This window comes from Chloroflexus sp., assembly GCF_049970315.1.
GTDB lineage: Bacteria > Chloroflexota > Chloroflexia > Chloroflexales > Chloroflexaceae > Chloroflexus.
Map to the genome: position 1 here is coordinate 38,947 of NZ_JBMFNE010000016.1, position 21,868 is coordinate 60,814.

Below are 21,868 nucleotides of genomic sequence, written 5' to 3' on the forward strand. Positions count from 1 at the left end.
TTTCACCCCCGGCCTACTTCCCGTAGCAAGGGGAGTGGACTTCATGATTGATGTCGTAGTGCTACGACGCCGGTGCAGCTATGCTATCGCCGTGCAGTCGCTGTTGCAATTCGCGCAGCAACTTTTCGGCAGCCACCGGTAAAATGGTACCGGGGCCGAAAATCAGGGCTGCACCATGCGCACGTAGAAACTCATAGTCTTGTGGTGGAATAATCCCACCGATGACCACAATAATATCCTCGCGGCCTAGTTTACGCAACTCTTCCACGACTTGCGGCAAGAGAGTCTTGTGACCGCCGGCCAGTGAGCTGATCCCCACCACATGGACATCGTTTTCCACAGCTTGCCGCGCCACCTCTTCGGGGGTCTGGAAGAGTGAACCAATGTCAACATCGAAGCCAAGGTCGGCGAATGCCGTCGCTACGACTTTCGCACCCCGGTCATGTCCGTCCTGTCCAACCTTCGCGACGAGGATGCGTGGTCGCCGGCCTTCGATTGCGGCGAATGCATCGGCTAAGGCGCGCACGTGCTGGATCTGCTCACTGTCGTTATATTCACTACTATATACACCGGAGATCGAGCGAATTTCGGCTTTGAAGCGGCCAAACACCTTTTCCATTGCCATTGAAATCTCGCCGAGGGTGGCCCGCGCGCGTGCCGCTTCGATGGCCGCTTCCAGCAGGTTACCTTCGCCGGTAGCGGCGACACGGGTCAGCTCGTTAAGGGCTGCTTGTACGCGCGTCTCATCGCGCTCAGCCCGCAACTTCTGTAACCGCTCGATCTGCTTTTGGCGAACTGCTGTGTTATCGACTTCGAGAATCTCTATCGGCTCTTCGTATTCGAGACGATACTTATTGACGCCGACAATCGTCTCGCGGCCCGAATCGATATGTGCTTGCCGGCGTGCGGCTGCCTCTTCGATGCGCAGTTTGGGGAGGCCGGCCTCTATCGCTTTAGCCATACCACCCAGTTCTTCCACTTCTTGGATATGTGCCCATGCTCGACGGGCAAGTGCGTCAGTCAACCACTCAAGATAGTACGAGCCGCCCCACGGATCGACGATCTTGCAGATACCGGTCTCTTCTTGGAGGTACAACTGGGTATTGCGGGCAATCCGGGCCGAGAAGTCGGTTGGCAGGGCAATCGCCTCATCGAGCGAATTGGTATGCAATGACTGGGTATGACCAAGCGCGGCAGCCATTGCCTCGATGCATGTGCGGGCGACATTGTTGAACGGGTCTTGTTCGGTCAAGCTCCAGCCCGAGGTCTGGCAGTGGGTACGCAACGCCAGCGAGCGTGGGTCTTGCGGGTTGAATTGCTTGATAATCTTGGCCCAAAGGATGCGGGCGGCGCGCATCTTAGCGATCTCCATAAAGTAGTTCATCCCGATCGCCCAGAAGAATGAAAGGCGCGGGGCGAACGAATCGATATTCAGCCCGGCCTTTAGCCCGGCCCGCACGTACTCCAACCCATCGGCCAGCGTATAGCCTAGCTCAAGATCGGCGCTTGCACCGGCTTCTTGCATGTGGTAGCCCGAAATACTAATACTGTTGAACTTAGGCATGTGCTTGGCCGTGTACGCGAAGATGTCGGCAATGATGCGCATTGACGGCTCAGGCGGGTAGATATAAGTGTTGCGCACCATGTACTCTTTCAAGATGTCGTTCTGGATGGTGCCGGTAAGCTGTTCAGGGCGTACCCCCTGCTCTTCGGCAGCGACGATGTAGAAGGCCATAATTGGAATGACCGCCCCGTTCATCGTCATCGAGACCGACATCTGATCGAGCGGTATCCCATCGAACAGAATTTTCATGTCGAGTACCGAGTCGATGGCAACACCGGCCTTGCCAACATCGCCCACCACCCGTGGATGGTCAGAGTCGTAGCCGCGGTGGGTCGCTAGATCGAAAGCCACCGATAGTCCCTTTTGTCCGGCAGCAAGATTACGTCGGTAGAAGGCATTACTGGCTTCCGCTGTGGAAAAACCGGCATACTGGCGAATCGTCCATGGTTGGGTCACATACATTGTTGGATAGGGGCCACGCAGGTAAGGTGGGATGCCGGCAGTAAAGCCGAGGTGTTCGAGTCCGGCCACATCGGCGGCTGTGTAAAGAGGGCGCACATCGATCTGTTCCATCGTGCGCCATACGAGTTCGTGCAATGGCTTACCGGCAGCCTGCTCGGCACGAGTTTGCCACTCGGCCGGTGCGGGGGTAGGCCATTCATCGCGGTATGGCAGCGTCGTGAAGTCAGGGTTTTTCACTCGGCTACTCCTTTCAAACGTTGCAGCCGGGCCAGTGTTTCATAACAGTTGGCGCGCAGATGAATAAACTCATCGATCCCGGCAGCGCGGTACATATCGATAAAATCAGTCGGATATCCGGCTAATACGATCGTTGTCTCAGGTCGTTGCGATTTGATAGCGTGGGTCAAGGCCGGAACAATATCAGGGTACGTTTCATCGGTCGAACAGATAGTCACGATCTCGGCATTGGCAGCGAGGGCTGCTGCGGCCGCTTCCTCAACAGTTGCGAAGCCATCGTTACCGATCACGGCGAATCCACCGGCAGCAAAGAAGTTGGTAGCGAAATCGGCACGTGCTTTGTGTTGGCTAATCGGCCCCATATTGGCGAGGAAAACACTTGGTCGGCGACCGGTGCGGGCAGAGTACGCATCGGCTGTAGCCCGCAGCGCCTCGAACTGTTCAGCGGCGCGGTGGGCAGGCAACGGTGTTACCTGTGGTGCAGCGCTATCGGCAGCGACCAACGCGCAGCTCATTTCGCCAAGTGTGGCACCGGCACGGGTAGCCGCCAGGGCCGCAGTCATCGTGCGTTGCTGGGCGAGTTCGATCAAGGCTGACTGGCAGACATCTTCAGCGCGTGTTTCGCGAGCATGGCGCAGATCAACAGCACGGGCGGCGTGCAATTGCACGTGATCGATCTGGCGTACCTCGGGGAGCTTCTCGTTCAGATTGGGGTACATATTGACGCCCACGATGACCTCGCGGCGATGAGCAATGGCATCGAAGCGCTCAGCACGAGTGGCGGCAATTGCTGCTTGCAGCATCCCAGCTTGCAAGGCCGCCGCCATACCACCTTGCCGCTCAATCGCTTGGAAGAACTCCCATGCCTTCGCAGCTATCTCGTCGGTCAGTTTTTCGACGGCCCACGACCCGCCGGGTGGATCGATAAGGCGGAAGAAGTTACACTCCTCTTGCAAAATCACATGCAGGTTGCGGGCAATCCGGCGCGAGAACTCGTCGGGTAAGCCCCACGCTTCATCAAAATGGCTGATATGAATACTCTGCGCGCCACCCATGACTGCTGCCATCGCCTCACCAGTTGCGCGCAGCATATTGTTGTAGACATCGTAGCGTGTCTTCGTCCATGCCGAGGTGCGGACGTGGAGATGCATACGTTGGGCGGTATCATCACCGTCGAATGCCGACACAATGCGTGTCCACAACATACGGGCAGCGCGGAGCCGGGCCACTTCGAGAAAGAATTGCGACCCGACCGAACAGGTAAACTGGATCCTGGGGGCAACTTCGTTCACACTCAGGCCGCGCTCTTGCATTGCGCGGAGATAGGCTACACCGGTTGCCAGCGCGCAGCCCAGTTCTTGAGCGGCGTGCGCACCACTGTTGTGGTAGACATGAGAAGAAACAAGGATAGTTCGCACGTGTGGGGCATATGCTATAGCCCATCTCGTCCATTCGGCCAGTAAATCGTAGCAGCGATCCAATGAACCCGGCAGCGAGCCATCGGCAGCCAACGCCCCTAAAGGATCGGCGCCTAGCCAGCCGTGTAGTTGGGAAGGATTGAGACCCTGCTCCTCGGCGGCAATCAGCAAGAGGGTTGCCACTGGCATGGCTTGTGCGCCGGTGTTGATCGCAAGCGACAACCGGCTGAGATCGAGATCGGTTAGCAAGCGGCGGGCATCGTCAAGCGTTGCCAACGACACGCCCCCCATCCCGACTTGTGTTGGTGCGGCTGAATCGGGGTCGATCCCAAGGCGGGTCGCTTGATCAAGCGGCAGATTCAGCGCCGTCAGTCCACGCGGCAGATCGGCTTGGAGCGCTTGACGAACTTCAGTTGTAGTTGGGTAAGGCAGTTCTTGCGCTACCTGCCAGCGTTCGACTAACGGCCCGAGAATGCGAGTATCTCGTACAAAAGGGGCAAAACCGGGCAATGAGTTGATATGCGGTAGATCGGCAATATCACCGGCATTATAAATCGGTTGCAGCAGAATCTGCTCGTAGGTCTTCGTAATCAAACGCTTCTCGAAAGGCGCACCTTTCAGCGTCTTCTCCGCTGCTGATCGCCACTCCTCATACGTCGCGGGAGCGAACATGTCGAACAGTGGAGTGCGCTGTACCGTCTCCTGCGTCTCTGGAGCCATAGCATACTCCTTACCGGCATTCTCACCTGCTATTGGTTAGTGTACCGGCAACGTGAGAAAAACTCAGTTGGTTAGCCTCATTTTATAGAGTATCTTATAACTGCGGTGTGTTAATATTGTATCTTAGGTGAATGAGTTACAGTACGGTAACCAAGACTATGTGGGTTATGCGCTGGAATGGCAATAGGACTGCGTGATACCGATGGGCGATGCTGGATATGGATTTATGGAGGGGCGCGGCACGCCGCGCCCCTCCAAGTTCGGGCTACAACTTCTTGACAAGCAAGCCAACGCCGCGTATAGTTCGATGACGATAGCAACCACGATCGGCAAGATAGCAACGATCGGTTTTTTATTCAGGAAGAGATACATGGGTGAAAAAGTTGTGATTGTTGAGTCGCCGGCCAAAGCACGGACGATTCAGAAATATCTAGGTAAAGGCTATAAAGTGACCTCAAGTATGGGTCACGTGCGCGATTTACCGAAAAATGGGCTGGCGATCGATATCGAGCACGATTTTGCTCCTTCTTATGAAATTGTGAAGCCCAAGGTAGTGAGTGAGCTGAACCAAGCTGTGCGCAATGCTGACGCGATCTATTTGGCAACTGACCCTGACCGTGAGGGTGAGGCGATTGCGTGGCATATTACCCAGGCGGTGAAGACGCCGAAAAAGACGCCGATATATCGCGTCGTTTTTCAAGAGATTACGCGCAATGCCGTGCAGCAGGCGTTACAGCAGCCACGTCAGATCAACCAAAATCTGGTTGACGCGCAACAGGCACGGCGCGTGCTCGACCGTTTAGTTGGTTACCAGCTTAGTCCATTGTTGTGGGATAAGGTCAAGCGCGGGCTGAGTGCCGGGCGGGTGCAATCGGTGGCGGTGCGGCTGATCGTCGAGCGCGAGCGTGAAATTGAGAACTTTAAGCCGCAAGAGTATTGGACAATCGAGGTTGATCTGCTGAAAGAGCCCGGCATCGCGCCGCGTGATCTGTTTCGAGCGACGCTCATCGAGCGCGACGGTAAGAAGCTTGAGAAATTCTCGATTGAACGCCGTGAGCAAGCTGAGACGATTGTCGCCGATCTACAAGGTGCGGCGTATACCGTCCTCAAAGTAACCCGTCGCGATAAGCGGCGATCACCACCACCACCGTTTACCACCAGCACCTTACAACAAGAGGCCGCCCGTAAGTTGGGCTTCAGCGCAAAGAAGACGATGACGCTGGCTCAGCGTCTCTACGAAGGTGTGGATGTTGGCGGCGAAGAGGGCACAGTTGGTCTGATTACCTATATGCGTACTGACAGTGTGCAGGTGGCGGCAGAAGCCCAAGCTGAGGCGCGTGAGGTGATCGATCGGCGGTTTGGGCGTGAGTATCTGCCCGACCAGCCGCCGGTCTACAAGACCAAGGCGAAAGGCGCGCAAGAGGCCCATGAGGCAATCCGGCCTACTAGCAGTGCCCGTACTCCTGAGCAGTTGAGCGAACGGCTAGAGCGCGATCTGTGGCGGCTCTACGATCTGATTTGGAAGCGATTTATCGCTTCACAGATGGCTCCGGCCATTTTCGACAGCACCACCGTTGATATTGCTGCTCAACCGAGTGTGGCTGGTGCGCCACCCTACTTATTCCGTGCTACCGGCTCGGTGCTCAAGTTCCCCGGCTTCCTTGCCGTTTACAACGTGAGCCTTGATGAGGGCGAGGAAGACGAAGACAGTGAGCGTCGCTTGCCGCCACTGGTCGAGGGCGAAAACCTCCAGTTAGTCGAGCTGTTGCCGGTGCAGCACTTCACCGAACCGCCGCCGCGCTACACCGAGGCCAGTCTGGTGAAAGAACTCGAACGTCTTGGGATTGGGCGTCCGAGTACCTACGCAACGATTCTTTCGACCATCCAGGAACGCGAGTACGTCGAGATGGTCGATAAGAAACTGATTCCGACAACGCTTGGCCGGATTGTGACCGACTTGTTGGTTGAGCATTTCGGCAACATCGTCGATTACGACTTTACGTCGTCGCTTGAACAGCAGCTTGACGATATTGCCGAAGGCTCGAAGCAGTGGGTGCCGGTACTGCGCGAGTTCTATGGCCCCTTCCGCTCGACGCTCGAGACGGCGCAACACCAGATGCGCAATGTCAAGCGCGAAGAGATTACCACCGATCTCGATTGCCCGAAGTGCGGCAAAGGGAAGCTGGTGATCAAGTTTGGCCGCAACGGCGAGTTTCTGGCCTGTTCGCGCTACAACCGGGAAGGCGAGGGTGATTCGTGCGATTTCACCAGCGATTTTCACCGTGACGAAAATGGCAATATTGTGCTCGATCAGGCCAGTGCGCCGGAGACGAGCGATGTCTTGTGCAATGTCTGCGGACGGCCAATGGTGATCAAGAAGAGCCGTTTCGGCCCCTTCCTCGGCTGTTCGGGGTATCCTGAATGTACCAATACCCGCCGGATTGGCCGCGATGGCAAACCGGTTCCACTTCCCGAACCAACTGGCGTTACCTGCCCGAAGTGCGGTGAAGGGGAGTTACTACGTCGACGTGGTAAATTTGGTCGCCCGTTCTACGGCTGCTCGCGCTACCCAAAATGCGACTACATTACAAACTCGCTTGATGAAGCCCAAGCCGGTGTGGTCGTTGAAGTGAAACCGGCTCCTCCCGCCGCCGAGAAATCGGCTGCACCGACCCGAAAATCGAGCGGCAAGACCCGCAAATCGGCGTAAGTCTACGTGATACGCAAGCTCAGAGGCGTACCATCGTGCGCCTCTGGTTGTATGATGGTAATGGGGAGAAAGCGTACACTTATCCTTCAGGCGGTTGCGAATACCCCATCTTGATCCAGCCCTTCTTAATCGCGACGATCACCGCCATCGTGCGGTCATTGACTTGGAGTTTCGACAAAATAGAGGTAATGTGATTCTTAACGGTCTGCCCGCTAATACTCAATTCATTCGCAATTTCTTTATTCGAGAGACCGCGGGCGATACAGTCAAGAATCTCAATCTCACGTGACGTGAGGGGCGCGAAGAGACTCGCGCTATCTTCCTCTTCGGTTGCAGCGAGTTCGCGGAATTGGTGTAAGACCCGGGCTGCCACGTTAGGACGGGCCAGCACTGCATCGTTGATTAAGTAGCGTCCGCGTGCAACCTCACGGATCATCTGCACTAATTCATCAGGACTAATGTCTTTTGATGTAAAAGCGGCTGCCCCCACCTTAATGGCTTGGAACAACTGATCGTCGTCTTCATAGACACTGAGCACGATAATCCCCGTCCGGGGTTCGCGACGCTTGATTACCCGTGCCACTTCCAACCCATTTAAGCCGGGTAGATTGATGTCGACGAGCACGACGTCGGGCATGAGGCGTTCGGTGAGCTTTATTGCTTCTTGACCGTTTTCGGCTTCGCCCACCACTTCTACATCAGGGGCACTCTCCAAACTCCAGCGAATCCCCTGCCGAAAGAGCGGATGGTCATCGATCACCAGGACTTTTATCATTAGCGGCGCTGTCACGCTAATCTCCCTTACCTTCGTCTTCCCTATGTTGTTGCTGCATATAAACCGCTTATTTCTTTAAACGGTCTTTTTTGCAGCAGTTTACAGTTTGTTTCACCCCAATTGCGACAAGCACTGCATCACCTGTGAACGATGGGTTATCCCGCCGGCAATGGCATTGTCACGAGGACCTCGGTGCCGGCGCCGCGTCGGGTGGTGACTGTCAGCTCGGCCCCGATCAACTCAGCTCGTTCGCGCATACTGGTTAGTCCCCAGCTTTCGCGCCCGGCGCGCCGCACGACTTCGCGCAGATCAAATCCCGGTCCTTCATCCCGGATCGCGAGATACAACCGCCCTCCACGTCTTGCCAGGGTAATATGAACCGGTGCGCCGCGGGCATGTTTGCGTGTGTTCTGCAATGCCTCTTGTACGATACGGTAGAGCACAATTTCGGTCTCAGCAGGTAGGCGAGGGATGTGATCGGCTTCAAAGACGACCGGGTTACTCACCGTGTCACGGTAACGGCGAATGTAGTCATGGAGGGCCGGTACAAGGCCCTGTTCTTCGAGCTTGCCCGGACGGAGGTCGGCGATGAAGCTGCGCACGTCGCGCAAGCCTTCACGCACGCTATCACCCAACTGGCTCAAGATCGAGCCGAGGCGCTCGAAGTTCTGCTCTTTGAGTAAGTTTTGACAGACTTCAACACCCATCAGCGCATTGGCCAGCACTTGTGCCGGTCCATCATGCACTTCACGCGCCAACCGAATCCGTTCTTCCTCACGGCCTTTGATCACCTGCGCGCGGAGGGCTTGGACCCAAGGATCGGCGGCGATGCCTTCAGCGTTGTGCGTAAGTGTGGTGCTGCTCATCTCGATCTGACGGATGAGCTGATCGAGCTGACGTAATGAGCGACGCAGTTCGGTTTCTGCCTCAACGGCCGCGGCATGTTCGGCACGTAACTGCTTCACGCGGGCAGCCGCCGTGACGGTTGAGAGACCGTGTTCACGAGCAAATTGTTCTTGAATAACAGCTTCGTCAAGTTGGTGTGATAACTGACGCACACGTTGAGAAATGCCCTCTTGTTGGCGCAGAGCGGCTTGATAGAGTTCTCGTAATCCGGCAAGTTGGGTGGCAACAATGGCGGTAGCACGCTCGAGAAGGGCGGCTGGCTCCATACCTTACCTTAAAATGCACCTCGGTAATCAAATCTTGTTGATGGTGTAAGTATAGCACGCGGCCGGTCGGTAATGAAGAGTGGAGATCGAGGAGAGCGTGCGTTTTAAGAAGCTCACGCCGCTCTCCGGGCGGTTCACCGCTCAGTGTGGATCCCTAGCACTTCCTGGTAAAACGCTAGCTCACGTTCGAGAGCTGTGATAATGTTCTCGGCCTTGCGAAAACCGTGCTGTTCGCCGGCAAAGGGCACGTATTCGGTCCGAATACCGCGTGAGCGAAGCGCTTCGTACATACGCTCCGATTGATCTGGCGGCACCACTTTGTCTTCTAGCCCCTGGAAGAAGATAACCGGGCTGTTGATCCGATCGGCATGGTAGAGCGGTGAACGTGCCTGATAGAGGTCAGCTCGTGCGGGGTACGGGCCGATCAGACGGTCGAGATACCGTGACTCGAATTTGTGGGTGTCACGCGCTAGGGCTGCGAGATCGGCAACACCAAAATGACTGGCGCCGGCGCGGAAGGTATTGTAGAAGGCTAATGCGGCTAATGTTGTGAATCCGCCAGCACTGCCGCCGGTAATCAAGAGCCGGTTGGGATCGGCTCTGCTCTCAGCGGCAAGAAACTGGGCACCGGCAACACAATCTTCTACATCAACCACACCCCACTGTCCGTCGAGCAGTTCACGATAAGTACGACCAAAACCGGTACTACCGCCGTAGTTCACATCGAGAACACCGATCCCCCGACTCGTCCAGTATTGGATCGAGAGGCGTAAGGTGGGATAGGTGGCAGCGGTTGGCCCACCGTGGATCATTACCAGCAATGGGGGCAGTTCACCGTCAGGTGCGCTGAAATCGGGGTTGTGGGGTGGATAGAAAATGCCGTGCGCAATCCGCCCACTGGCACTTGGAAAGCTGATCACCTCTGGCTGTGAGATGTACGATAGATCGACCGGCACATCGCCACTGCTGCGGATCGGTGTCAGCGATCGATCGGCGAGGTTGAGCAAGAAGAGCGTTGCCGGCATCGTCGGCGAACTGCCGACAAAGACGATCCGTTCGTCGTCACCGTTGACGATATTGATCACCGAAACCGGTAACTCGATGGGTTCGGCGTGATCCGGCTGCCCGATCACGCACATGTGCCAGCGACTCTCGCGGCTGAAGGTCGCTACGATGCGTCCGTCGGGAAGTGGAACATACGTGCGCATACCCAGTTGCCAGAGTGGTTGACCAAACTCGGCATCAAGCGAGTAGAGTGGGGTAGTGTTGCCATCGAGGTCGAGGCGGTAGAGGTTCCACCAGCCGGTACGTTCGGCGACGACCAGTAATGCGCCATCGGGCGTCCATTCTGGCTGGAAGCACGAGTCACCGGGGCCACCGGCTAAACGGCGGGCGGCACCTAACCTGCCATCGGTCAGCACCGGCGCTACCCATAACTCAGCAGCGTCCCACGGCATATTGGGATGATCCCACGCTAACCAGGCCAGCCACGCACCGTTGGGGCTGAGGCGTGGTGCAGCCACAAAATCACGTCCATTCAGTAATGGAGTGACTGTCCCATCGGCCAGACTGATAGCGACGAGCATGTTGAGCGGTTCGCCATTGCGCCGGTGGTCTTCGCCAACGGCGATCAACCGGTTACGTTGGCGATCAACTATCGGCTCGGCAAACCGCAGCCCGGGCGGTGTGCCAAGCGGAACCGGTGCGGCGCCGGGGTGTTGGCGGTAAAGCGTCTGATCGCTGAACTCCACGAAGAAGATCTCACCTTGATCAACGACATAACTCCGACCACCGTATTCGTGTACTAACGTGCGTATATTCATCCCGGTCGGCGTCACATCGTCAATCGTGCCGGCAACAGTGCGTCGAACGAGCACATTACGACCACCCTCTTGTGGTCGGCCTTCGATCCAGTAGAGGTCAGAACCATCAATGTGCGGCCAACTGAGGCTCACCTGTTTGGTGACGAGCATCGCGGCGGTGATCGGCGAGCGCCAACTGCCGTAGGGTGCGATCTGAGGCATAGGTGATTCCTTATCTTCAGCACAATTCACGCTACATATGGGCGGTTTGCAAATGTGTCTTGTTGACCATCATAGCATACGCTGCGGTACCACACTATCGTGTGGACGCGGCAAGTCTGGACGTTGTCGGAGCCAAGACAGTGCGATGATTGCATAGACCATCCACAACAGCCAGACGGGGAATACCGGTACGGTGAGCGCAGCCCATGCCGGTTGGGATAAGATCATCGCCACGTTGGTGATCCAACTCAGCGGTAACCATGCGATTGGTGATAGCCATTGCCCGAAGGGAAGCCAGACCAGCCCACCGATCAATGCGCATGCGCTCAGGAGCATCGCCACCGGCACGAGTGGTACGATTAGAATATTGGCAAGGGGTGCTATCAGTGAGAGGTTGCCGAAATGGTACAGCATCAGTGGCAGGGTCAACACTTGTGCAGCGAGGGTTGCCGTCAGGGCCTCGCGCACCGCTGCCGTCACCGGATGGTTCGGCCACCGTTCACAAGCGAGCCAGCGCTCCATCGGTTTGCCGAACGCGAAGAGGCTAGCAGTTGCCAGGGCTGAGAGTTGAAAACCGAGATCCCACAGCGTCTGTGGATTGATTAAGGTCAGTAACCAACAGGCTGCGAGCAGCAGACGCCACGGTTCACTCTGTCGTTCGACCGTGCGGGCCAGTAAAGCAAGACTCGCCATCATCGCGGCTCGAACGACCGCAGCCGAGGCACCGGTGAAACCGGCGTAGATCCACATCACCGCCAAACTGAGCCAAAATGCGGGCCACGAACGCAAGCGGATCAACGATGCAAGCCCGGTCAGCATTGCGGCAACAATACTAAAATTCCAACCTGAAACTACGAGAATGTGGGAGGTACCGGTCGTGGCGAATGCCAGACGGGCCGTTTCGGGCAAACCGGCCTGAATACCGAGTAAAATACCGATCGCCAGCGCCGCTTGTGGCTCGGGAAAGAGGCGTAACACCACGCGTCGGCAATGTTCGCGAAATTGGCTGATGTGGGACAATCCCCATGCAGGTGCGGGGTTAGCGAGTTTTTTGACCGATGTCGGATGCTTGATCAGGACCATGATGCCACGGCGGGCGAGGTATGCGCGGTAATCAAAATCAGTTGGGTGTTGGGGTGGTTTGGGCTGGGTAAGGCGTCCACTCACCATTAACCGATCGCCGGGATAGTAAGGAGGATAGGGGGGGAGGCGCACGAGGATGTGCCCCTCTGCCAGATTCATCTGACCGGGTGGGCCGGCTTGGCTGGCAACAAGGACTACCTGTTGGCCGAGATCGTCGCGGCGTGGTTCCTCAGCTACCTGCCCGACCAGGGTAATTTCGGTATCGGCCCAACGTTCAACGTGCTGTGGTCCCAACCACGGCTGTGCAATGTGATAGCGGAGGCCACCCACGGCAAAACACAATACCGCAAGCGACAACCAGCGATGCCGGCTGCGATCAATGGGAACAGCAGACAATGCCACAACCGCAGCCAGCATGAGCCACTGCGGGGAAACGTCGGTACTCCCTGCTACTGCAATGCCGGCCAACCAGCCTAGCGTCAGATGGATTAGATTCATGTCCTTTGCCTGTCGTCAACAACACGGTATCATGAAGAATACCGTTTGAGACGAGGAAAGGACTCATGGTCGACACCAATTACCGTTCGGTCTCAACAGCTTGCTGGGCAGCTAAATCGGCCGCCAACCCGTCGCGCAATTTGAGCAATAGCCGGGTTAGTTGCTCTTGTTCTTCAGGGTCGAGCAGATTCATCCGACGTTCGACTGCGGCATTATGCATCGCTAGCGCCTCAGCACGCACGGCCGCACCGCGTGGTGTTAAAATGAGACGCTGTGCCCGCCGGTCGTCGGGATCGGGGTTGCGACGTACTAACCCGTCACGCTCGAGCCGGTCGACTAACCGGGTAATCGTGCTCTTCACGCAGAGCAACTTTGCGCCGACATCGGTAAGCCGCTGACCCTGCTCAAGATCGAGTTGCAAGAGCAGATTAAATTCGAGCGGAGTCAGGTTGGTATGCGCTAACGCGCGCCGATCACCATCATCGAGCAGGACGTACACATCGTGGATGAGCTGGTGCGGCAGATGAGAACGAGCATCGTGCTGTTTCATAATAGTAAACCTGCACATGTGCAATCATTTTCTTTGCAAGCAGTATACCGCTCTTAGCAGGGGGTGACAAGTGATGAAATGATCGTTGAAAAGTGAATATGCAGCAAGTAAGGTTGTGAAGCGAGTTCAGATGTTATGCAGAATTTACAAGGAGGAATGCATGACGGAACGTGAGCTGGCTTCTCATACGACGGTATCGTCCACGCCATCAACCACATCACGGATACTCCACCACTTCGCCCATGATTACGCCGTACAATTACTGAATACCGCCGGCATTACGATCAACGGTTCACAGCCATGGGACATTCGTGTTCACGACGAGCGGCTCTATCTCCGTTGCCTTTTGCACGGCTCGCTCGGTTTGGGCGAAGCGTACATGGATGGGTGGTGGGATTGCGACGCCATCGACGAGTTCATTTGTCGCTTGCTCCAGATTCAGGCACCGGTGCAGGTAGGTTGGCTCGTCAACCTCCCGCTCTGGATCGATAGTCGGTGGCGTAACCGGCAACGCGGTAAGGGTGCGTTTGTCATCGGTCAACGCCACTACGATGTCGGCAACGATCTCTATGCTGCAATGCTCGACCGCCGCATGATCTACAGTTGTGCCTATTGGGACGGCGGTGCGCGTACCCTCGATGAGGCGCAGGAGGCGAAGCTCGATCTGATCGCCCGGAAACTCGATCTCCAACCCGGGATGCGTGTGCTCGACATTGGGTGTGGTTGGGGTGGCACAGCTCAGTATCTGGCCGAACGCTACGGTGTCCACGTTGTGGGTATTACCGTATCGAAGGAGCAGGCCGAACTGGCGCGTGACCGTTGCCGTGGTTTACCGGTCGCCATCCGGCTTGAAGATTACCGTCAGACGACCGGTGTCTTTGACCGCATCATCTCGGTCGGTATGTTCGAGCATGTAGGTTATCGCAACTACCGTACCTTTATGAGAACGGCTCGCCGCCTGCTCGCCGATGATGGTCTCTTGCTCCTCCACACGATTGGTTCAAATGTCGCTTACCAGGGTCGCGATGCGTGGATCGAACGGTACATCTTCCCCAATTCAATGTTGCCGTCGCCCCGTTTGCTAACTGCAGCATTTGAGGGGTTGTTTGTACTCGAAGATTGGCATAACTTTGGTGTCAACTACGTTGCAACTCTCAAAGCGTGGCATACCAATTTCGAGCAGGCATGGCCACGCTTGGCGCAGCGGTATGGCGAGCGCTTCTACCGTATGTGGCGTTTGTATTTACTCATGAGTGCAGGGAGCTTCATGGCCCGAGCCAGCCAACTGTGGCAATTGGTGTTGTCACCGCGGGGTGTACGCGGCGGCTATCGCTCGGTTCGATAGTGATGGCGCAGCGGCATCGCGCAGCAGTGCCGCTGTGCCGGGTGGCTATACCTGCAATCGTCGTTCCATGAAGACGGTTTCGGCAATCGGTGTTGGATAATAGGGAGGACAGCGGGTAAACCCGAGCGCTTCGTACAGCCGAATCGCACTGTGCATAGAAGGCAGGGTATCGAGGCGCATCAGCTCGTAGCCGATGGCTATCGCTTCGGCAACGATCTTGCTGACCAACAAGCGGCCCAGTCCAAACCGACGAAACGGTGGTCGCACGTAGAGCCGCTTCATTTCGCAGATCGTTGCCGAAAGCGGACGTAAGGCAACACAACCGGCGGCGCTACCTTCAGCCAGTGCGAGGAGTAGGCGACCTTGTGGTGGTGCATATGCGCCCGGAAGCGTGGCTAATTCGGCCTCGAACCCCTGATACCCGAGATCAATCGGGAGGCTAGCTGCGTATTCACGGAAGAGTGCTCGGATGAGATCCAGATGGTCGGTAGCATTTGCCTGCCCGTCAATCCAATGTAGCAAAAAACCTCTTGACATACTCGCCTCGATGTGATATATTACTACACGCGACGCGGCGTGGAGCAGTGGCAGCTCGTCGGGCTCATAACCCGAAGGTCGCAGGTTCGAATCCTGCCGCCGCTACCAACATGATACAACGCCGGAGCATAACGCTCCGGCGTTTTGTTGTGTTCCGAAGTATCCCGATAGCACCTTGACTACCGGTACGGACAGATCGCGTGGTCACAGGTCAACGGCGCGCAACACCGTATGAACGGCGTTGTCATCGGGGAGGCATAACGCCATCTTGTCATACCGCAATGTGAGCACGTTTCATAGTACCCTATTTGACCAAACGACTCAATGATGGCCGATCATTAGCTCTCCACATCGATACACGATAGAGACGCTCAGCCGTGCGGTCGTGCAAAGGGCCATCACCATCGCACTGCAACGCCGTAGTTGTGCCAACCGGCAAGGTATTGCTTACAAGACCGCAGGTGGATACGGCACCGGCAATGGTGGTGCTCGGTGTGGATGGTGTTGTGCAGTGGGTGAATCAACGGTTTGCCCGAACCACCATGTTGGCATGGCAAGTGCAGGCGCTCTTGCCTGACGAGAGCGCTCGTGCGCCGGCACTTGTATGCCAATCTTCCCCGAGTGATGTGGGGTTTGTCGGAGGGATTCTGCGGGGGCCGGCTGCAATGCCGGTATCGTCGTGCGCACGTGCAGACAAACAGGCCTCTCTAGCAACAATAACACTAGCGAGGCCTGCGGCAATGATCAAGCCGGCCTGGCATGAAGTGTCAGAAATCTAGATGCTAATCCGCTGCCACAGCCGTTGGCGCCTCAACCGGTGGGTTGAGGGCAATGACCGTGGGTGTGCTATTGAGCTTCCGGCCCAGGGCATGCACGGCCTCGGCGATGATGGTGACGCAGCGATCGGCCTCTTCGCGGGTGAGAATCAACGGTGGGGCCAGTTGGATAACCGGTTCGAGCCGGTCATCGGCCCGGCAGATCAAGCCGCGCTGCTTCAATTGTTCGCTCAACCAGCTCATCAACCGCTCTTCAGCAATGGACTCGCGGGTGGTACGGTCACGCACCAGCTCAATCGCCATAAACATGCCCATCCCGCGCACATCGCCGACATTGGGGTGCTGACCAATCGCTGCCTCTAGTTCACGCATAAGGTACGTCCCCATCTCACGGCTGCGCTCAAGCAGGTGTTCACGCTCGATAATGTCGAGATTTGCGAGCGCGGCAGCGCAGCTCGCCACGTGTCCACCGAAGGTAATACCGTGCATGAACTTGTCGGCGTCATTCTCGGAAACAAACATGTCGGCAATGGTGTCACGCACAATTGCCGCACCGAGCGGTGCATAGCCACTGGTAATCCCTTTGGCGCAGGTAATGATGTCGGGGTGAACCGCCATCGCCGTGGAACCGAACCAGTCACCTACCCGCCCAAAACCGCAGATGACTTCATCGACAATCATCACAATCCCGTAGTGATCGCAGATTTGGCGGATACGTTGGAGGTAGCCGGGCGGCGAGACGATCGCACCGCCGCTATTCTGGACTGGTTCCATGATGATGGCGGCAATTGTCTCCGGCCCCTCAAACTCAATCAGGCGCTCGACCTCATCAGCGCAGACGCCACGGCAGCCACTGTGTAAAGCACAGTAATCGCAGCGGTAGCGATAGGGGAGCGGTACGTGGCGCGCTCCCGGAACCAGTGGGCCGAACCCGTTGCGGATCGAGGTCACACCATTAACCGACAGGGCACCCATCGAGGTACCGTGATAACTAATCCGGCGGGCAATGATCTTGGTACGGTCGGCAAATCCACGGCGGCGTTGATAGGCTTTTGCCAGCTTCAGGGCAGTTTCAACCGCATCTGAGCCACCGGTGGTCAAGAAGACCCGTGAGCGAGGGCCGGTCGGACTAAGAGCGGCTAGCCGTGCCGATAGATCGATTTGGGGGAGGCTGGGGAAGCTAAAGGGGCTAACGTATGCAATCTCGCTCAGTTGCGCACTGATCGCCTCAATGATTTCGCGGCGACCATAACCAACATTGACTGTGAAAAGACCGGACAAACCATCAATATACTCGTGACCGTCTTGATCCCACACGCGCGAACCTTCACCGCGCACGAGCACAGTGGGTCGCACGCCGGTACTGGAGAAATGGCCCATTTGGAAGAAGTGTAACCACACATTGTCGCTGAGGGCCTGTAATCGATTGTTCGTCAAGGTACTCATATAGCCTCACTAACTACGTCCGCTACCGTGATCTCCGACGCGCAATGCGCGACTGCTACGCCGCAGTAGGCAATTAGGGGAAACCACATCGTAGGCACTCGCCCCGACGCTGGCGCGGACACGGACACCAGGGCAACACACCGAACATCAACCTCGGTGCAACTGAGATGTGCGCGGCCCTGACTCACGCACACCGCATTGGTATCAATCTGCCAATGGTTTTCCTTTCTAGCCGGTATACACCGGCGCTAGCAACAACAACGCAGCGCGTACACCAAACCATCCGGGTGTAGCAGACGCTACCCGTGATCGGAATGGTTCGTGTCGCGCGGTTAATTATCGACGAGACGTAGCACCCGGAAGGCTTCGGCGTAGGCAACGCCAATCTGCGCGCCGTTTTCGGCATCCCACTTGCGCACCCAATCGGCGACTTCGGGGCCGAGTTGCGATCGATGACAGAGCAAGCTCTCGATCTTTTGCTCGATCCGGTCACTAATGTCTAGATAAAGATCGGGTGCTGGTGGGAACATCAGGTAGAGTTCGCGCACTTTGTGCGGCTCGTAGCCTTCGGCGAGCAGTTCTGGAAAGATGGGGCGCGTTTCGGCGCTGGGAAAGACGGCATAGATCGCTGCTTCGCCAGCCGCACGATGGTCAGGGTGATTAATGTAGCTCTTGCCGGCAAAGACCAGCGTTGGGTCCTGGCAGAGGACACGGAATGGACGTACCTCACGGATGAGGCGCGTCAGTTCGCGTCGTAATTCGAGGGTGGGTTGTAACACGCCATCACGATAGCCAAGGAAGCGCACATCATGCACACCCAAAACAGCAGCGGCGGCCCGCTGTTCTTTCTGCCGACGTTGGACTAAAGCGGTGAGATCGGCTCCCGGTTCGTTTGACCCGGCCGATCCGTCGGTAACGATGCAATAGGTAATCGGATGCCCGGCTGCTGCCCAACCGGCAATCGTGCCGGCAGCGGCGAACTCTATATCGTCAGCGTGAGCGGCTATCACTACGATGGGTTCGGGTGGGACATGCATACAACCTCCTTATCCTAGTCTACACGAATTGAAGGGGTTTTGTCTAGAGGGTTGTAACGAAGGATGTCGTACCATCAGATGGTCGTTGGTGCTTATTCCTACAACCAGATCACTGCTAAAGCAAAAGTTGTAATCTCACCGGTAGTTGCAGTACAATTAAAGGCAGAGCTTTCCCAATTCGCTCAAAACGTGAGGAGTCAATATGCAACGACGGGGCTGGAATCCGGCAACGTGGGTTAGTTTGGTCCCTAATGGTTTGGGTCAGGTGAAGCCCAACCATTATTGGGAAATCGTGCGCACTATTTGGGAAAATCGCGATAACTTAGGTACAGCATGGCGCATTTTGCACAAGGGTGTATGCGATGGTTGTGCTCTCGGTACAACCGGCCTGCGCGATTTTACTATGAAGGGTGTTCACCTCTGCACAGTACGGCTGAATCTGTTGCGGCTCAATACAATGCCGCCACTCGATATTCGCCGTCTCGCCGATGTAGCCTCCCTGCAATCACTCAACGGGCGTGAGTTGCGGGCGTTGGGTCGTCTCCCTTATCCGCTGATCCGGCGTCGCGGTGAAGCCGGTTTCCGCCGCCTAACGTGGGATGAAGCCTTAAACGAGATTGCCACCCGTATTCGCGCTGTCGATCCGCGTCGGATCGCATTCTATCTAACCTCGCGCGGGATTACCAACGAGACGTACTATGTGGCGCAGAAAGTAGCGCGTTTTCTGGGTACGAACAACGTCGATAACGCGGCTCGTCTGTGTCACGCGCCGAGTACCACCGCGATGAAACAGACGCTCGGCGTCGCCGCTTCGACCTGTAGTTATCGCGATTGGATCGGGACCGACGTGTTGGTGTTTATCGGGAGCGATGCTCCCAACAACCAACCGGTGACGACGAAATATCTCTATTACGCGAAGCAGCACGGGACCCGCATTGTGGTGATTAACCCCTATCGCGAGCCGGGCCTTGAGCGCTATTGGGTACCGAGTGTGTTTGAAAGCGCTTTGTTTGGTACGCGGCTTGCCGACCGCTTTTTTCAGATCCAGATCGGTGGGGACATAGCGTTTCTCAACGGTACGCTGAAACACCTGATCGAACGCGGTTGGCTCGACCGTACCTTTATCGATGCACATACCCGTGGGTTCGACGAGATGCAGGCGACGTTGGCAACCCAATCGTGGACGGAACTAGAACAGGCGAGCGGTTCGACCCGTGCCGAGATGCTGGCGTTTGCCGAACTATTGGCCCACGCGAAGAGTGCCGTCTTTGTATGGAGTATGGGGATTACCCAGCACGAGTACGGCGTTGAGAATGTCAAAGCGATCATTAATGTAGCGCTGGCACGCGGCTTTATCGGTCGTGAGTATTGTGGTGTCATGCCGATTCGTGGCCATAGTGGCGTGCAGGGTGGTGGTGAGATGGGCTGTACCGCGACCACATTTCCCGGCGGTAAGCCGGTGAATGCCGAGCATGCCCGTTGGCTGAGCGAGCAGTGGGGTTTTGCCGTACCCGATTGGAAAGGGCTAAGCTGTGGCGAGATGATCGATGCCGCTTACGATGGGCAACTTGAGGTATTTTATGCCGTCGGTGGCAACTTTCTCGATACAATGCCAGATCCGGCCTATATCCGTACTGCGTTGAGCCGTCCGGCCCTGCGTGTTCATCAGGATATTGTGCTTTCGAGCCAGATGCTGGTCGATCCCACCGATACAGTCATCTTGCTCCCGGCGGCGACGCGCTACGAGCAACGCGATGGCGGTACCGAGACAAGCACCGAGCGTGAGATTATCTTCTCCCCATATATCACCCCGCCACCGGCTGAGGCGCGCAGTGAGTGGGAGATTCTGATGCATGTCGCCGAACGCACCTATCCTGAACGGTCACGACTGATCCGTTTTGGCGATGGTCAGCAGATTCGTGATGAGATTGCGCGGATTGTTCCTGAGTACGACGGTATTCAGCATCTGCGCAAAGCCGGCGATCATGTGCAATGGGGAGGTCGTATTCTCTGTCGCGATGGTGTTTTTGCGACCCGCGATGGGAGAGCGCAGTTTACCCCACTCACGCCACCGGATACAAATCTCCCGCCAGGTATGTTCGTGCTCAAGACGCGACGTGGGAAGCAATTCAATTCGCTGATTCATGATGAACGCGATCCACTCAACGGGGCACACCGCGATGATGTGCTGATCAATCCAGACGATGCGGCTCGGTTGGGAGTACGGGAAGGTGAGTGGGTTGTGCTGCGCTCAGCAGTAGGTGAACTCCGGGCACGGATCAAGTTTGCTCCATTGAAGTCGGGGAACGTGCAGGTACATTGGCCGGAAGGAAATGTCTTGATCGATGCACATCGGCGCGATCCGGGGTCAGGTGTTCCGGCGTACAAAGCCATCGTGAGTATTCATCCGGTCGAGGTGCCGGTGATGGTTGAATGACGCAACGGGTTGAGGCGCGTGGTTGGGCCTCGTACCACCAAGTGAGGAACTTGCATGGCTCGGCATAGGGAGCGATGCCCGCCCGGCGGCGCGTGGTTGGGTCTTGTACCACCAAGTGAGGAACCGATGATCTCCCGAGCAACCGTTCGTCGGCATACCGTAGTCAAGGTGCGCGAGGGGTATTGCCGGCGCGAAAAAGATGCGGTCGTCGTCGAAGAGCCGCTGGAGATACGGCTCGCCATACCGAGTACTCAGCAGACAGTGCAGCTCGCCACCCTAATGCGCACCCCTGATGCCGATGTGGAGTTGGCTACCGGGTTTCTATTCGGTGAGGGTATTATTCGTGATCGCTACGACATTACGACCATTCGCTACTGTGTTGATGCGGAACTCGATGACGAGGTGCGCTTCAACACACTCATGGTCAATCTGCACGCCGACCGTGATCTTGATCTTGAGGCGCATCGTCGCTTCTTCTTCGCCTCTTCTTCGTGCGGTGTTTGTGGTAAAGCCTCGCTCGAGTCGCTTCATCTCCGGGGCTGTACACCGCTGATCGACGATCCGACGGTGCGGGTCACGTGTACCGTTTTGGCTGGGCTCGATGACACGCTGCGGCAAGCGCAACGACTCTTCGCGCGTACCGGTGGTCTGCATGCTGCCGCCCTCTTCACTACAAGTGGACAATTGCTTACCCTGTATGAAGACATCGGTCGGCACAATGCCGTTGATAAGCTGATCGGTGCTCACGTCCTCAACGGCACTCTGGCTCACTTGCGCCAATCGATGCTGGTCGTCAGTGGGCGGGCGAGCTTTGAGATTGTGCAAAAAGCATTAATGGCCCGCATTCCGATTGTGGTCGCTGTCGGCGCACCGTCAACATTAGCGGTGACGTTGGCTCAGCACTTTCATATGACCCTCATTGGTTTTCTCCGAGGTGCGGTGTGTAATATCTATACCGGTGTCGAACGGGTGGTACGCGTAGACGATCATTAATAAGGTGATGAATGTGATCCACGCGCAACCTACATAGAGATACTCAATGCAAATTTGGACTAAGAACGATCATCAATAAGGTGA

General features: G+C 56.5%; 15 protein-coding genes and 1 tRNA gene. 6 read left to right on the forward strand and 10 right to left on the reverse strand.

Going from position 1 to position 21,868, the window contains the following annotated elements; genetic code table 11:
- Positions 1-61: 61 nt before the first annotated feature.
- Both scpA and ACP5OT_RS11885 read right to left on the reverse strand, forming a co-directional pair.
- Entirely contained in the window at positions 62-2,263 is a 2,202-nt protein-coding gene (gene scpA / locus ACP5OT_RS11880) for a methylmalonyl-CoA mutase (protein ID WP_424677287.1), read from the reverse strand.
- The gene (locus tag ACP5OT_RS11885; protein WP_424677288.1) at positions 2,260-4,401 is read right to left on the reverse strand and encodes a methylmalonyl-CoA mutase family protein; all 2,142 of its coding nucleotides are present in this window, start codon (positions 4,399-4,401) and stop codon (positions 2,260-2,262) included. The genes scpA and ACP5OT_RS11885 overlap by 4 nt, the downstream gene beginning before the upstream one ends.
- A gap of 370 nt (positions 4,402-4,771) precedes the next feature.
- Between ACP5OT_RS11885 and topA the strand changes: the two genes are divergently transcribed.
- Positions 4,772-7,111: a type I DNA topoisomerase gene (gene topA / locus ACP5OT_RS11890; RefSeq protein ID WP_424677289.1), complete on the forward strand. Its 2,340-nt coding sequence runs from the start codon at positions 4,772-4,774 to the stop codon at positions 7,109-7,111.
- A 79-nt stretch (positions 7,112-7,190) separates the two neighbouring features.
- On the opposite strand, the gene ACP5OT_RS11895 is transcribed toward topA, so the two are convergent.
- From ACP5OT_RS11895 to ACP5OT_RS11915, 5 genes are all read right to left on the reverse strand, one after another.
- Positions 7,191-7,901, reverse strand: coding sequence for a response regulator (locus ACP5OT_RS11895; RefSeq protein WP_424677290.1), 711 nt, complete (start codon positions 7,899-7,901; stop codon positions 7,191-7,193).
- Positions 7,902-8,041: 140 nt separating this feature from the next.
- Positions 8,042-9,058, reverse strand: a complete 1,017-nt coding sequence (locus ACP5OT_RS11900) for a sensor histidine kinase (protein WP_424677291.1) — start codon at positions 9,056-9,058, stop codon at positions 8,042-8,044.
- Between the two features lie 134 nt (positions 9,059-9,192).
- A complete protein-coding gene (locus ACP5OT_RS11905; RefSeq protein WP_428132234.1) occupies positions 9,193-11,082 on the reverse strand; it encodes a S9 family peptidase in 1,890 nt (629 codons plus the stop codon).
- Between the two features lie 69 nt (positions 11,083-11,151).
- Positions 11,152-12,663: a ComEC/Rec2 family competence protein gene (locus ACP5OT_RS11910; RefSeq protein WP_424677293.1), complete on the reverse strand. Its 1,512-nt coding sequence runs from the start codon at positions 12,661-12,663 to the stop codon at positions 11,152-11,154.
- Between the two features lie 79 nt (positions 12,664-12,742).
- Positions 12,743-13,213: a MarR family winged helix-turn-helix transcriptional regulator gene (locus ACP5OT_RS11915; RefSeq protein ID WP_424677294.1), complete on the reverse strand. Its 471-nt coding sequence runs from the start codon at positions 13,211-13,213 to the stop codon at positions 12,743-12,745.
- A 160-nt stretch (positions 13,214-13,373) separates the two neighbouring features.
- On the opposite strand from ACP5OT_RS11915, the gene cfa reads away from it, so the two are divergent.
- Positions 13,374-14,558 (forward strand): cyclopropane fatty acyl phospholipid synthase, encoded by a 1,185-nt coding sequence (cfa, locus tag ACP5OT_RS11920; protein ID WP_424677295.1) that lies wholly within the window; start codon positions 13,374-13,376, stop codon positions 14,556-14,558.
- A gap of 45 nt (positions 14,559-14,603) precedes the next feature.
- Here cfa and ACP5OT_RS11925 read toward each other — a convergent pair whose 3' ends face one another.
- A complete protein-coding gene (locus tag ACP5OT_RS11925; protein WP_424677296.1) occupies positions 14,604-15,095 on the reverse strand; it encodes a GNAT family N-acetyltransferase in 492 nt (163 codons plus the stop codon).
- Positions 15,096-15,128: 33 nt separating this feature from the next.
- On the opposite strand from ACP5OT_RS11925, the gene ACP5OT_RS11930 reads away from it, so the two are divergent.
- Positions 15,129-15,203, forward strand: a tRNA-Met gene (locus ACP5OT_RS11930).
- Between the two features lie 353 nt (positions 15,204-15,556).
- Positions 15,557-15,874, forward strand: a complete 318-nt coding sequence (locus ACP5OT_RS11935; RefSeq protein ID WP_428132236.1) for a hypothetical protein — start codon at positions 15,557-15,559, stop codon at positions 15,872-15,874.
- A gap of 3 nt (positions 15,875-15,877) precedes the next feature.
- Here the strand turns inward: ACP5OT_RS11935 and ACP5OT_RS11940 are convergent, their stop codons facing one another.
- Both ACP5OT_RS11940 and ACP5OT_RS11945 read right to left on the reverse strand, forming a co-directional pair.
- Complete coding sequence (locus tag ACP5OT_RS11940; RefSeq protein WP_424677261.1) at positions 15,878-17,317, reverse strand: aspartate aminotransferase family protein; 1,440 nt, start codon at positions 17,315-17,317, stop codon at positions 15,878-15,880.
- A gap of 332 nt (positions 17,318-17,649) precedes the next feature.
- On the reverse strand, positions 17,650-18,354 hold the full coding sequence (locus tag ACP5OT_RS11945) for a PIG-L deacetylase family protein (RefSeq protein ID WP_424677262.1): 705 nt from the start codon (positions 18,352-18,354) through the stop codon (positions 17,650-17,652).
- Positions 18,355-18,556: 202 nt separating this feature from the next.
- Here ACP5OT_RS11945 and ACP5OT_RS11950 point away from each other — a divergent pair, with 202 nt between their 5' ends.
- Both ACP5OT_RS11950 and fdhD read left to right on the forward strand, forming a co-directional pair.
- Entirely contained in the window at positions 18,557-20,791 is a 2,235-nt protein-coding gene (locus ACP5OT_RS11950; protein WP_428132239.1) for an FdhF/YdeP family oxidoreductase, read from the forward strand.
- 126 nt (positions 20,792-20,917) lie between these two features.
- Positions 20,918-21,784 (forward strand): formate dehydrogenase accessory sulfurtransferase FdhD, encoded by an 867-nt coding sequence (gene fdhD / locus ACP5OT_RS11955; RefSeq protein ID WP_424677270.1) that lies wholly within the window; start codon positions 20,918-20,920, stop codon positions 21,782-21,784.
- The last annotated feature ends 84 nt before the right edge of the window (positions 21,785-21,868 follow it).